Raw genomic sequence first — 13,949 nt, 5'->3', positions numbered from 1 at the left:
ACCAGACGACGGAGTCGCCGTCCTTGAGCGTGTAGCCGCCCGCGCCGACCGCGGAGGCGCTGCCGTTGACGAACAGCTGCCAGTACGCGCCGGTCGCCGGGTCGTAGGCGAGCGTGCGGCCCGCGTCGAAGGGCGACGTGATCGAGTTGAGCGCCCAGCCCCAGGAGCCGTTGGGGTCGTAGTCGGCTTTGAGGCCGGCCTGCTTGAAGAGCTGCTCGGAGAGGTCGGCCGCGGTCGAGCCCTCCTTCAGCGTGATCTGCTGGGCGGCGGCCCAGGTCTGCTGGGCGCCCTTGGCGTCGGTGCCGACGACGGAGCACGTGGCCGCGACCTCTTGGCCTGCGGCTTCGGTAGGCTGAGATTCAGCCTCATCGGAAGCGGCTACAACACTTTTGACGTCCTGTTCGGATGAATCCGGCGAAGCAGTAGAAGCCTCGGCTGCAACAGAATCGTCCGACGCTACGCCGTTGCTATCTGCGGCATTCGTCGAAGCGCCATCGTTAACCGACGCATCGCTCGCGTTAGAGCCGGTTTCAGAAACGGCACCGTCGGCAGCACCATCCGCAGGCGCTGCACCCTCGTCCGGTGTCGCAGCCTGAGCCACAGCCTCGGCAATGCCCTCGGCGCCCTCGGCCCACAGCTGAGCCGGTGTGGTGCCAAAGGCCATCGCGAAGGCCAGGAATGCCACCAGGCAGCGCTTGGCTACACCGCGTGCAATCGCGCCACGGCGATGCAACGAGGCGCGCTCGCGCTCGTCCTCAAACATATCCATTTGTCCCCCCATTGTCTGTACTTGGAGCGTTGCCTTGAGGCTGCCCCACGTCATCGCGCATGTTGCGCTCGAGTTCCCCCATCGGGGTCCCCCTTCCCTCCAGAGCCCTATGCACACCGGCGGCATACGCCGCAGCCGCATGCAAGATGGGAGGCGATCCGACTTAACCTTAACGACTCGGGCACGTCGTCCGATCTGCGACGCGAACATCCCGAGCCAAGAGGAATTACGGTTACTGGTACAGCCGGGGACTTGCACCCCAATTCTCCCAAACGCGCAGGTAAACCGCGCATTCGTGCGTCTCCGCACCACCATCTAGGCCATCGATTATTACCGTCAAAATGGTATCACGCAAAAGGGCCTCGCACGCAGGCGAAGCCCAAGGTAAAAGCTATTGTTTGCGATAGGAAAATGCGGTGACGGTCGCGGCCTCTAGTGCTTGCCGCCGTGACTGTTGAGCCAGATATTGCGGCCCAGCATAAGCGCCAGCACCAGTGCGCTGACGTAGCCCATAAAGCCAATGACCGGGATACCAAACACAACCGGCTCGATGCGCGCGTAGTACACCACCGACGAACCGATAAACAGGCCAGCAATCACAATTGCCATCGACATACGGTCGATAATTCCGCCCAGCTGTCGCAGCGCTTTATCGCTGCTCATGATCTGCGTGTTCACCTTAAGCTGGCCGCGCGTGAGCATACGCGAAGCCAAGCCCAGATACTCGGCCGCCTCGAGCGAACCTTTTGCCGCGCGATAGCTGCTCGCGGCAAGATCGCGTCCCATATCACGCACGCGCGCATAGGTGCTTTTTTCGTTTTTGATGTGCGTCTGGATAATCTGGATCATGTTGACATTGGGCATATACTCGGTCAGCAGACCCTCGAGCGTCACCATGCCGCGGGCGAACATCGTCACCACGCTCGGCAGCTCAACGTCGTTTTTGCGCGCCAGGTTTAACAGCGAGGTCAAAAACTCGCCGATATCCAGATCCTTCAGGTCAAGGCCCGCAAAGTCAGCCACGATAAAGTCAAGATCGGACAAAAAGGCCGAATGATCGAGCTCAGCCGAGTCGCCACGCGTCACGGCGAAGCGCATGAGCGAATCCTTGAGCTTGGGCACGTCACCCTCGGCCACGGCGAAAATCATGTCCTTGACGATACCGCGATCGTGACTCGACATGCGTCCGACCATGCCCAAGTCGATAAAGTAAACGATGCCGTCCTTGAGAATAATGTTTCCCGCATGCGGGTCGGCATGGAAAAAGCCGTCGTCGAGCACCTGCGTCGAGTAGTCCTCGACAATCGCGGCACCGATCATTTCCAAGTCATAGCCCGCGGCCACCAAGCGTTCAGGATCGGCGATCGAAATGCCGTCGACGTAGTCCATAACCACCACGTGCTCGGTGCACAAGTCCAGATAGGATTTAGGGCACGTCACGCCATGAACGCTCTTATGGAACTCGTAGAAGTCGTTGAGGTTTTTGGCCTCGGCCAAAAAGTTGGTCTCCTCGCGAAACGAGGTCCACAACTCCTCGACTACGCCGTGCAGGTCAACGAATTGATCGGTGTTGACGAACTTGGAAACGATACGCACCACCGAGCGGATGATATCGATGTCCTGTGCCATAACCTGCTGCGCACCGGGGCGCTGCACCTTAACGGCCACGTCCTCGCCGGTCACCAGGCGGGCACGGTGTACCTGCGCGAGCGACGCGCTTCCGAGCGGATTGGGGTCGATCGCGTCGAACATCTGCCCCAGGCGCTGGCCGTACTCCTCTTCCAGACACCGGAGCACTACCTCATACGGCACCGGCTCTACATCGGAGCGCAGACGACGCAGCTCGTCGCAAAACCGCTGCGGCAAAATCTCGGAACGGTTAGCCAGAATCTGCCCCATCTTGACGAACATGGGGCCGAGTTCCTCGAGCAGGCGGCGCAAACGAACCGGCGTGAGGTTATCCCACACGCGGTACTTTTTGACCAGGCGAACAATCTGCCCGATGCGTTCGCGACGACCCGCCGGCGTGAGCTGGTATTCCTCGTCCGGCGCCATCGCGTCGGGCTCCTCGGGGACCATATCGACAGCGCGCGGCTTCTTGCGAGCGCCCGAGACGGCGGCGTCGACCTCATCGACAACCGCCGCCTCGTCACCCAAGGGATCTAGATTGTTGTAATCGGTGGTGGAATCTGCCATCTGCGCTGCTACTCGGCCTCTTCGGTATCCTTCGCATCGTCGGGCTCAACGGACTCGACGGGCACCGAGGTCACGTTGTCCTCGACCGAATCGACGATGTCGCGCACATGGGCCAGGAAGGCCGTGCGCTCGGGGGCGGTCATGACGCGGACGCGGGCAAGGATGAGCTCATCGAGCACGCGCTGGGCCGCAGTCTCGCCCTGCATGCCCAGGCGCTCGGTCAGGTCGGAGATGGTGCCACCCGCCTGCTCGAACATATCGGACACGCTGCGGGCGATATCGGGGGTGCCGGCATCCTTGCGGACCTGCTCGCCCTTGGTACCGAGGTCGTCGAGGACCTTCTTGCCGCCCTCGACGGCAACGGCGGCGGCACCGAAGCCCACGTTAATGGCGCCGTTAACAAGCTGATCGAGTTTCATAACCATGGTTGGCTCCAATCATGAACAACTGCATTGGCCTTCTTGTACCCAAGATTGAGTGAACGACACAAAATCGTTTTACCGCCAAGATAGAAATCGAGCGGGGCAAAGCCTTTGACGGCGTTTGCCCCGCTCGTTCGCTGCAATACGGCTTTTACCTAATGTTGTCGTTCATCGCGAAAGAGTTCTTCATGGCGCAGCTCGTGGTGTAGAGCACCTTGCCCAACAGGGCATCGGTCTCCACGCGCATGAGCTCGGCAAAGGCCTCGTTGGCGCGGGCGAGCTCGGCGGGCACTTCGGCCTCGGGCAGCGTGGCTACGACAGCGTCAACGTCGTGAATCTGCTTGTGGCCCATGCCGCCGACCTTCTCCTGGTAGTCCTCCACGGCGCGACCGCACTCATGGAAACGGACGTCGGCCAGCGCGCCGATCAGGCGGTTGGCCCAGTAGAAGTTTTCGGACGTCACGCGAGCCTGCGTGTCGGCAAAGTACTCGGGCATGGTCTCGACGTTGGCGTACAGCGGAACCAGCGCGTTAAACGAGTTGGAGCCAAAGGCCATCCACTGCACGGCGCGGTAGGCCGGATGCGCATAGGGGCGCAGCTGCAGCACAGCGAGCTGGCTGTTGCGGTTGATGCCGATGGGGCGATAGGCGCCACGCGTGGCGGGCGTGCCCTTGCTGCCGTAGCAGTCGTACTCCGTGCCCTGGTAGTGGCTCGAGAGTACGTACTTGATGTCCTCGATGGTCACCTTGCGCTCGGGCACGCGGCTCCAGGGAATATCGTCGCTCTCGGGCGTGTAGTCGGCCTCGGGACCGTCCCACACATCGCTGGGGTTAAGGCAGCGCTGCATATACCAGGCGCGCGGCGTGTTGTAAACGTGGTCGCTGTCGCTGTGCGAGCCAAAGGCCTCGCGCGGGTTAAAGACCGCGGCCGGACCGTCGCCCTCAACGCCCAGCGTCAAGTCCAGATGCCACTCGGCCATCCAAGCGCGCAGGTCGGCGGAGCACATGTGATCGGCCTGGGCGCCCTCGGCGTCATCCAGGTCAAAGCTGTCGATACCCAGCTGGTTGGGCATGGTCACATAGGCGTCATCGGGCACGCGCTTGGCGATCCAGTGGTGACCGCCGATGGTCTCGAGCCACCAGATCTCGTCCACGTCGCTAAAGGCGATGCCGTTGTTCTCGTAGGTGCCATAGCGCTCGAGCAGGTCACCCAGAATGCGTACGCCGTCGCGGGCGGATTTGGCATATGGCAGCACCAGGGTCACCATGTCCTCCTCGCCCAGACCGCCGGGCTGCGCCGGAACATAGCCGTCCTCGTCCTCGTTGCCCTTGGCGGGCACGTAGTCGACGAGCGGGTCGGCGCCGCGAACGCGCTCGTTGGTGGTGAGCGTCTCGGTTGCGGACATGCCCACATTGAGCTCGTTGAAACCGGCCTCGGCCCAGATGCCGTGGCCCGGGACAACATCGGGGACGCTCGTGTAGCGCATGGGGTTATCGGGCAGTTCAACGGTCAGGTGACTCAGGACGCTCGTGTAGACGCGCGGCTGCTCGTCGGGATGCACCACGCGCATACGCTTGGGCTCAAACACCCCGTTGGACGAGTCCTCGTTGCGGGCAACCAACGTCGACCCGTCGTAGCTCGCGTTCTTACCAACCAAAATCGTTGTGCACGGCATGCGCATCCTCCTTGAGCGAAGAAATCAAACGATAACAGTGTATCGCTTCGGCGCAGAAAGGGCGAAACCGCGGCGCTGGCAACCCCTGTGGTCAAAAAATGCCAAATGTGAGTACTGTCACCAATTTAGTAACATCAATTTTGCTACGTATGGGTGCCAAAAGTCTACATTTGTTCAAAAATTAGATGATGTAATTCCTCATAGGTCCAATAAAATAGGCTCTTTATCGATAATAAATATCGTTAGAGAGCCTATTTGACCTAAAGAATATGTGACTATCTTGGCAACAGTACTCATATTTGGCATTTTTTGTCCACGGGGTATAGAGCTAACCCCTCAAACAGCCCAAAACGCCTATTTCGATGCGCGCTCGGCCGCCTCGATCACGTGTTTGGCGAGGATCGCCGTCGTCACAGCGCCCACGCCGCCCGGCACGGGCGTGATGGCGTTAACGACCGGCTCCGCAGCATCAGAATCGACGTCACCCACCAACTTGCCAGCGGCCTCGTCCCAATTAATGCCAACATCAATGATCGTCTGGCCCTCTCGAACCGCATCCACGTCAATCGTACGCGCGCGTCCAACGGCGGCAACCACAATGTCGGCAGCACGGCACTCGGCAGCAAGGTCGTGCGTATGCGTATGGCACGTCGTCACTGTGGCATTGCGAGCCGTAAGCATGGCGGCAACGGGACGGCCAATCACCAGCGACCGACCAACGACCGCGACCTTGGCCCCATCCAGCTCAACGCCGTAATGATCCAGCAAAGCAAGCACGGCTTCGGCTGTGCAGGGGGCAAAACCCTCGCCGCGCCCCGAAAGCGTGGTGAGCAGCGAAGTCGGCGTCATGGAGTCAACGTCCTTGGCAGGATCGAGTGCCGCGGCAACCGCGTCCTCGTCAAGGCCGGCGGGCAGCGGGCGGAACATCAGGCAGCCATGAACAGACGAATCGGTATTGATGTCCTCGATGGCCGCCAACAGCTCGTCCTGCGAAACATCGGCGGGAAGCAAAACGCGGCGAGCCTCAATGCCAACCTTTTCGCAGCGCTTGAGCGCACCGCGCTCGTAGGATAGGTCGTCCTCGCGTTCACCCACGCGCACGATAGCCAGCGTCGGCACAACGCCGCGCTCGCGCAAAGCCACGCAGCGAGCAGCAAGTTCCTCAGTCAAAGCGCGAGCAACGGGGGCACCCTTCAGCAGTTCAGCCATGGCTATCCCCTCTTCCTTGCGGCGTCGGCGGCGCGGCGCGCCAGCGCATCGGCGCGCGGCAACCACATGTCGAGCAACTCATCACACGCCGTCTCGAGCTCCTCAGCACGAGCGCGATCCTTCATAGACGTGGTGTTCGCAAAGAGCGTCAAGCTCGCGCCCCGCATAGCGGAACGGCAGAACACGGCGCCGCACGCCACATCGGACAGCAGCTGACGCGAACCCTTGTCGGCCATGTCCTCGAGCAGCGCCAGTGCACGCCCGCAGGCATCCATAATGCGATACGGCGGCATAGCGGCCACATGCAGCGCATCCTGAATCGCGGTCGCTCGAGCCGGATCGCCACGCGGAATACCGTACGCCGCGGACAACTGCCCATATGCACGAACGTCCTCGGCAACCAACTCGACAAGCTCCTGGGCCAACTCATCTGCCTGGGCAAATGCGCGCGTCAGGTCATCCGCGCGATCGGCAAGCGCAGGATTGGTCGCACCATAACGAGCGACCATTCCACAAAGCGAGGCGCCCAGCGCGCCCACAAAGGCGCTCGCGCTGCCACCGCCGGGAACCGGCTCGCGTGCGGCAAGTGCCTCGGCAAACTCTCGACAGGTTTTATCCATCATCTCTTGGCTCATACGCACGCACCTTCAAGTCATATACATCGGTCAGGCGGCAACCGCCGACCAACCGCATCGAACACGTAATGGTGCTAAGTCTAGCCCATAAGCACATGGGCGTCAGCGCACCTGGCCATCGCGGATTTCTATGACGAACGATAGGCCATGCCAACGCAAACATGGGACACATGGCCCACGTTTCGAGACTCCCGGGCAGCGGCAACTGGGGCATACATATAGGTAAGGAGCCCCATGTTGGGGCAACGCTCATCACGGCACCGGACGACGAATGGAGGAATCACCGCACAGCAAACAAAGTCATCATGTGCACGCGCAACCGCCGCCCCAGCGATCCGCGGCACACGATGTCCCTGGCAGACAAGGAGGACGCCACCATGAAGAAAAAGACCCTATCAATCCTTTCCCTTTGCATCGCCCTCTTTGCCGCATTTGCCCTTGTCGGCTGCGGCGGGAACGCATCGGGCGGGGGCAGCAGCGCATCCAAGAGCGAGGGCAAGGAAAAGGCCCCCGTCGCCAAGAAGACCGACTTTATCTGGTTTAAGGTCGAGATGCCCGAGGGCGTCGGCGTAAGCGACTCCGCCGGCAAGAATGCCGACAGGGTCCAGCTCACCTTCCCCGAAGACGAGAACGCCTCGGCCGATCGCTTTATCCCCGTTTGGAAAAAAGCGATGACAGCCGAGGAATCCCACGCCGACCAGGCAGAAAAGAAGGGGGATACGTTCCAGTGGAAGGATGGCGGGTCCGTCGAGTATAACGGCAGGACGTGGCTCGTCGGAACATACGAGGACAACAGCGGCATCTCAACCATGCTTTTTACCGACGTTGAGCCGGGAAGCGTCTACGTCCTCATCTCGAACTTCGACCAGCACAAGAAAGAAGCCGAGACGCTCCTCAACTCCATCGAGTTCCCCGATGACATGGCAGAGGCAGTTTCCGAGGCGCGCGAAGTCGAGATTTCGAGCATCGAGCTCAAGTAACGGGACACCCGCACGCGCCTACGCGCACCTGCGCACATGCGCCCCATTAAAGCAACGGGCACCCAACCCCGGGGAGGGCCGACAGGCATCGGCCCTCCCCTCTTTTGTGCCCGCGTATATTGCCACTTGTCGGCGCAAATCCGGCCCTCAGAATGGGACACATGGCCCACCCGAACGAGCCGCTCGCGCGTACAGTAAAGGCAGGTAATCCATGGGCGGTTACAGATCGAGGAGGACACGACCATGAAAAAGAAGGCCTTTGCGATTCTCACCCTCTGCATCAGTCTCTTTGCCACAGTTGCTCTGGTGGGCTGCGGTGGCAGCGGCGACGCTACCGGCAGTGGTGGTGGCGGCGGAGCAGAAAAGCCAGCCGTGGATATGAGGACCGACTTCATTTGGTTTAAGGTCGAGGTCCCCGAGGGCGTCGAGATCACCGACGTCGCCGGCGACACCGCCGACAGGGCCCAGTTTAAGTTCACCGAGAGCGAGCACGCCAGCGACCGCTTCATCCCCGTCTTCGACACTGACAAGAACGCCGACGAGCTGTTTGACTACGAGGCAAAGTGGAAGGCCAACTCCGGATGGACCGAGAGCGATCCCGTTAAGTACAACGGCAAGACCTGGCGCAGCGCCTACTTTACGCACTCGGGCGGCGTGACGACCGAGTACTTCACCGACGTTGACGGCGGCAGCGTGTACGTGCGCATCGACAACGTCGAGGAACACAAGGACGCCGTCGAGACCATGATGAAGTCTCTGGAGTTTGCCGACGACATCGCCGAAGCCAAGACCGAAGCCATGGACGTCAAGCTCGACGACATCGAGATCAAGCGCTAAACGACTGGCGAGCGCAGCGGGAAACACGGGCACAGTGCAAACAAGCGACGATACCCCAGCGCTTCGCACCAAGGGAGGATCGGCTCGCCGATCTTCCCTTTCTTATGCCGATAGCCGGCGAACGCGAGGGTGCCGGACGCCGGAACCGCCCCAAATGTGGCAACAGTACGAAAACGACAAACACCTCAACACGTCCGCCCACCGATTTATTGCGCCGCGCAGACAATTAAACCAGCATCTTTAAACATCTGGGCAGTATAGTGACCAAAACTATCGCATAACCGCACGCTGCGAATGGAGGAGTTATGACCGAACACCATGCCATCAGCCGCCGAGCATTTACGCTGGGCTTAGGTCTTGCGGCGCTGTCGCCGCTTGCAAGCCTGCCAGAAACCGCGGCACCGGGCATTCCCCTGCGAGCGGCATTTGCAGACGACACGCCCAAACCGGCGGAGCACCTCGGTAATTTCGTCATTCGCCTTCGCCCCGCGGGCTATTTTCGCACCGCGAGCGTCAACCAAGACGGCAACGTTCGCGGCAACGTCTGCCACCTGTTTAACGACGGCACGTCCAGCAAGCTCATCCTTGAGAACGTAACGACCAAGAATGACGATACAAACTGGTATGCTATCCGCACCTTGCTCAATTTCGAAGAGCATAAAAAGACGGGCTACAGCATTTGGTCGGTCGACGACGACTCGGACAAAGATGGAAAGGTCATCCACGTATGGGGCGGCGAGTATGACAACAAGCCCAGCCGCGCTTTTGCGTTCGAGCGCCAATCAAACGGAACCTATATCATCCGAGACCGCACGGTCGAGAAAGAAACCGAGAAAAAAGACATTAAGTACTTGGCAATAGAATCGAACGGCAAAGACCAGGACAACAATAAGATCTGCCATAAGAGTAAGAGCATTCCGTGGGAGCTCGAACTTATCGGTTACGACATGAAAAAGAACGATGCCACGGTTAGCAGCCTCGACTGGATCACGTACAGCAGCTACGTCGATGGGCCATGTTGGATGAAATACGTCGACGACAACAAGTTCCTCGACGAGCTGAGCATCCCGGGTACGCACGATTCGGGCACCTGCAGCGTGGACAACGACACTGAGCCCCAATCCTCGCAAGTAAAATGCCAGCAGGATTACATTCCCACGCAGTTGCTCGAGGGAATCCGCTATTTTGATATCCGACTCGGAAAGGGCGACGACCCCGGTATCGACCACGGGATTTTCTACCTACTCAAAAAAGACGGGAACTATCTGCATCTCTCCGATGTCATCGGGTACTTCAAAACGTTTTTGAACGAAAACCCGTCAGAAGCGCTCATCATGCTCGCATCGCGCGGCAACGATGAGGCTACCGACGAAAGCATAACGACGGCCTTCGCCAAGGTTATGGCCGATAACCCCAACCTGTTCTACACATCGAGCCGCGTTCCCACGCTACACGAGGTGCGCGGAAAGATCGTTCTGCTGCGTCGATTTAGGCTCGCCGGCAACAGTGTAAGCGGCCATACGTGGGCCTCGACCTTGCCGAATGGGATGACAAGATCAAGGCTCACTCCGACAGCACCACTATGTGTCTCGTCCAAGACGCGCGGGGCTTTGAAGCCGCGGGGGAAACAGGCGACAAAGAGCCCTATTGCACCAAGGTATACGCCCAGGACAAGTACAAACTCACGGGAACCGACAAGCTCAGCTGGGTCGATAATGCACTGAAGGAAACGACCGGGCGCACGCGCAACAAGGTGGACGTCGTGGACGATGGCGGGGCCAAGGTGCAAGCGCAGGAGCGTTGCTGGCCTATCAACTACACCAGCTGCACGGGCTTGTCGCACGGAGGCAATCCTTTTACCTCGGCACGAGTAGTCAACGAGCATCTGTATAAGAGCCCGTACATCAATCCCAGCGGCATCGAGGATACAAAGTCAGATTACCTCAAGCACATTGGCATCATCGCATCCGACTTTGTTGATGCGGCGCTGGCCCGGAGCATCTACCAGCGCAATTACGATACGCAGCACAAGCAGACAGCTTCGTGCTACCTCCCAGCCCGCATGCACATGACATATGGCGACTCGTTGAGCGACGCCTCGCTCCAGGACGGCAAGACCGTTGGCGAGGGTCATTTCCGCCTCGTCGACAGCAGCAACGTACTCAACGTGGCGGCTTCGGGCCATGCGTTTGCCATCGAATATGTGGATGTCGACGCCTTGGGCAACGAGACCGTTACGGAGCTGCGGGGCTCCGTGTCCATCGATATCGATCCACGCGCGCTGACGCCCCATTTTGAGGGACTCGAAGGCCTTAAGGCCGGCGAAGACGTGCGCGCCAAGATTGCGGCATCACTCGAGGGCAAGCTCGAAACCGATGCCTGCACGGCCCAGCTCGAGTTTGTGCACGACGCGAACGGCGCTCCGGGAACGGCGATGGCCGAGGGCGAGGCATTTGCCGCGGGGACGTATTGGGTGCGGGCGAACGGTCTCTTGGGCAACGCGGCGCAAAACTACACGCTTGCCACCGACGGAGCCGCAAGCTTTACCGTAGCGGCCTCGGGCGGTGCGGGCGGCAACGGCGCCGGCACCGACGGTGGCACGGGCTCCAACGCAGGTAGCGCCGACAAGAACGGCAAGGGCAAAAGCTCGGCCGGAAAACTCGCCGACACGGGCGACGGCTCTGGCGTTGCCGCCGGGCTCGCTGCCGCCGCCGTGGCGACGACGGTCGCAGGTGCAGCAATGCTTGCCAGTGACCGCGAAGACAGCGAAGGCGCTAGCGAATAGGCAAGCCAGCCTTTTAGACACATCGACTCAATCGGGGGCGCAGAACACCGTTCTGTGCCCCCGATTTTTACCTTGGCCCGAACGCCGCTTTCGACTACATCACCATGTTCAGCGCGTTAACAAACTCCTGGGCCTTCGCACGACTGCTCAGGCTAAAGACACAAGCGGTCAACAGCCTGTTACGTAGAAAAACGTCGCGGCCCTTGATCCTGTTGACCCCAGTGATGTCCTTAAGGTAAACAATCTCGGTGTGCTTGCCACCAAACGTGCCCTTCTTGAGCACCTCAATACGGTTAGGGTAGATCTTGACGTCTTTAAACCTACCCGAACCTTTGTCCTGGAATAGCAGCGTGTTCTTGTCCATGCATGTCACTCCCGTGGGGTTCGCTAAAACTGCCTTTATGGTCACATTTTAACCACCGCAAGGCCCCCATGCGAAGGTGCCAGACAACGCAGCAATTCGTGTCCGCGCGAGGCTTTAAACTAAATGTAATAAAGATGCATTCCTCAAGAGGAAAGTCGGGCGATATTGATGGGTGAACTGGTAAACCGCGGGGAATCGACAATCGTGCCAGAAGTTTTTTACAAGCAGGTTTTCTCGATTCTCAACGCCGCTCGCAACAAGGCATATACCGCCGTTAACTTTGCGATGGTTGAGGCATATTGGGAGATCGGCAAGAGCATTGTTGATGAACAGGGCGGAGAGGAGCGCGCAGCATATGGAGAGGCATTGATTGCGGGCCTCTCCAGAAGGCTTACCGCGGATTTCGGAAGAGGCTTTGGCATCGCAAACCTTCGCAATATGCGTCAGCTCTTTCTTGCGTTTCCAATTCGCGACGCACTGCGTAGCGAATTGAGCTGGACTCATTACCGCAGGTTGATGCGCATTCCCGACCCTGATGCTCGCGCCTGGTACATGAACGAATGCGCCAATTCTCGCTGGAGCACGCGCCAGCTCGAACGCCAGATCAACACCATGTTCCGAGAGCGCCTACTTGCCAGCAAGGACAAGGAGGCCGTCACCCAGGAAATCCAAAAGAGCGCCCCGGCTCGTCGCCCCGAGGATATCATCCGCGACCCATATGTACTGGAGTTTTTAGGTTTCTCGGACGATACTGCGTTTCGCGAGAGCGATCTAGAGCAGGCGCTCATCACGCATCTTCAGAAGTTCCTGCTGGAGCTTGGCCGTGGTTTCGCTTTCGAGGCGCGCCAAAAGCGCATCACCTTTGATGGGCGCCATTTCTATATTGACCTTGTGTTTTACAACTATCTGATGCGCTGCTTCGTGCTCATCGACCTTAAGACGGACGATCTTACGCACCAGGACCTGGGCCAGATGCAAATGTATGTGAACTACTACACGCGCGAGCTCATGAACGAAGGCGACAATCCGCCCATAGGCATCGTGCTCTGCGCGGACAAAAGCGATTCGATCGTCGAGTACACGCTGCCCGAAGACAACGACCAAGTGTTTGCCGCCAAATACCTGCCGTATCTTCCAAGCAAGGAAGAGCTGGCGCGCGAGCTGAGTGCCGAGTACCGCGCCATCAACGAAGCGACTAATAGCGAAGCGCAAGGGTAGCGGCACGTTGCGACCGATACCCCCGACGGCGCTCCACATCACCCGGGATAAGAGGAGCTTTCCATGACAGACAGACCGAAAACAACACTGCGCGACTGCATCTATGGGCTTGCCGTCGGTGACGCGCTGGGCGTTCCCTACGAGTTCAGGCCCCGCGGTACGTTCGAATGCACGGACATGATCGGCTACGGCACGCATGGGCAACCCGCCGGCACCTGGAGCGACGACACATCTATGACGCTTGCTACCTGCGACTCGATTAGGGAGCTCGGGCACATCGACACCGCGGACATGCGCGACAAGTTCGTAAGCTGGATTGCCCGTGGCGAGTATACGATCGACGGCGTTTTCGATTACGGCGGTACGACCGCCCGCGCCCTGCGCACCGGCAAAGGAGGCTCCGGCGAGCGCGACAACGGCAACGGATCGCTCATGCGCATCGCTCCCCTGGCGTTCACCGATGCGACAGACGAAGAGGTCAGCAAGGTCTCCGCGATTACGCACGCCCACAGAACGTCGACCGACGCATGCATCATATTTGTCGAGCTGATGAGGGATGTGATGAACGACGTGCTCCCCTCGTGGGCGCTCCATCTGAAAGGCGTGCCTGAGCAGGAGATCAGGTCGGGTGGCTTCGTGCGCGACACGCTTAAGGCAGCCACCTGGTGTTTCGTCAACACTAACAGCTACGAAGATTGCGTGCTTGCCGCCGTCAACCTAGGCGACGACACCGACACCACCGCAGCCGTCGCCGGCGCCCTCGCCGGCGCAGCATACGGCATGAACGCAATTCCGCAGAAATGGATCGACACCCTGCGCGGTAAAGAGTTGATTGAGAGCTGCTTGTTTTAGGGCGCCA

13 protein-coding genes are annotated in these 13,949 nt (G+C 59.6%); 6 read left to right on the top strand and 7 right to left on the bottom strand.

Going from position 1 to position 13,949, the window contains the following annotated elements:
- The 6 genes from DW943_RS02080 to DW943_RS02055 form a co-directional block, all read right to left on the bottom strand.
- Positions 1-769: DUF4430 domain-containing protein (locus tag DW943_RS02080; RefSeq protein ID WP_199572728.1), on the bottom strand; the 769-nt coding region annotated here is incomplete at its 3' end.
- 432 nt (positions 770-1,201) lie between these two features.
- Entirely contained in the window at positions 1,202-2,965 is a 1,764-nt protein-coding gene (locus DW943_RS02075) for an AarF/ABC1/UbiB kinase family protein (RefSeq protein WP_117862043.1), read from the bottom strand.
- Between the two features lie 8 nt (positions 2,966-2,973).
- Complete coding sequence (locus tag DW943_RS02070) at positions 2,974-3,390, bottom strand: hypothetical protein (protein WP_117862042.1); 417 nt, start codon at positions 3,388-3,390, stop codon at positions 2,974-2,976.
- Positions 3,391-3,538: 148 nt separating this feature from the next.
- A complete protein-coding gene (locus DW943_RS02065) occupies positions 3,539-5,062 on the bottom strand; it encodes a C69 family dipeptidase (protein ID WP_117862041.1) in 1,524 nt (507 codons plus the stop codon).
- 354 nt (positions 5,063-5,416) lie between these two features.
- Positions 5,417-6,271 carry a bifunctional 5,10-methylenetetrahydrofolate dehydrogenase/5,10-methenyltetrahydrofolate cyclohydrolase gene (locus DW943_RS02060; RefSeq protein ID WP_117786425.1) on the bottom strand — a complete coding sequence of 285 codons (855 nt, stop codon included), beginning with the start codon at positions 6,269-6,271 and terminating at the stop codon, positions 5,417-5,419.
- 2 nt (positions 6,272-6,273) lie between these two features.
- A complete protein-coding gene (locus DW943_RS02055; protein ID WP_117862040.1) occupies positions 6,274-6,906 on the bottom strand; it encodes a cyclodeaminase/cyclohydrolase family protein in 633 nt (210 codons plus the stop codon).
- A 377-nt stretch (positions 6,907-7,283) separates the two neighbouring features.
- Here DW943_RS02055 and DW943_RS02050 point away from each other — a divergent pair, with 377 nt between their 5' ends.
- The 4 genes from DW943_RS02050 (at position 7,284) to DW943_RS10630 (ending at position 11,508) form a co-directional block, all read left to right on the top strand.
- Positions 7,284-7,886: a hypothetical protein gene (locus tag DW943_RS02050; protein WP_147324152.1), complete on the top strand. Its 603-nt coding sequence runs from the start codon at positions 7,284-7,286 to the stop codon at positions 7,884-7,886.
- A gap of 243 nt (positions 7,887-8,129) precedes the next feature.
- Positions 8,130-8,723 carry a hypothetical protein gene (locus DW943_RS02045; RefSeq protein ID WP_117862039.1) on the top strand — a complete coding sequence of 198 codons (594 nt, stop codon included), beginning with the start codon at positions 8,130-8,132 and terminating at the stop codon, positions 8,721-8,723.
- A gap of 305 nt (positions 8,724-9,028) precedes the next feature.
- Positions 9,029-10,447 carry a phosphatidylinositol-specific phospholipase C domain-containing protein gene (locus DW943_RS02040; RefSeq protein ID WP_117862038.1) on the top strand — a complete coding sequence of 473 codons (1,419 nt, stop codon included), beginning with the start codon at positions 9,029-9,031 and terminating at the stop codon, positions 10,445-10,447.
- A gap of 38 nt (positions 10,448-10,485) precedes the next feature.
- Positions 10,486-11,508: a hypothetical protein gene (locus DW943_RS10630; RefSeq protein ID WP_117862037.1), complete on the top strand. Its 1,023-nt coding sequence runs from the start codon at positions 10,486-10,488 to the stop codon at positions 11,506-11,508.
- A gap of 94 nt (positions 11,509-11,602) precedes the next feature.
- Here the strand turns inward: DW943_RS10630 and DW943_RS02030 are convergent, their stop codons facing one another.
- Entirely contained in the window at positions 11,603-11,872 is a 270-nt protein-coding gene (locus DW943_RS02030; RefSeq protein WP_117564488.1) for a hypothetical protein, read from the bottom strand.
- A 204-nt stretch (positions 11,873-12,076) separates the two neighbouring features.
- Between DW943_RS02030 and DW943_RS02025 the strand changes: the two genes are divergently transcribed.
- Positions 12,077-13,090, top strand: a complete 1,014-nt coding sequence (locus DW943_RS02025) for a YhcG family protein (protein WP_148326427.1) — start codon at positions 12,077-12,079, stop codon at positions 13,088-13,090.
- Positions 13,091-13,153: 63 nt separating this feature from the next.
- Positions 13,154-13,942, top strand: a complete 789-nt coding sequence (locus DW943_RS02020; RefSeq protein WP_117862035.1) for an ADP-ribosylglycohydrolase family protein — start codon at positions 13,154-13,156, stop codon at positions 13,940-13,942.
- Positions 13,943-13,949 lie beyond the last annotated feature (7 nt).

It is taken from the genome of Collinsella sp. AM44-11 (assembly GCF_003467145.1).
Lineage (GTDB): Bacteria > Actinomycetota > Coriobacteriia > Coriobacteriales > Coriobacteriaceae > Collinsella.
Note: the sequence above shows the minus strand (reverse complement) of the source record. Positions and strands in the feature narration are given on the sequence as shown.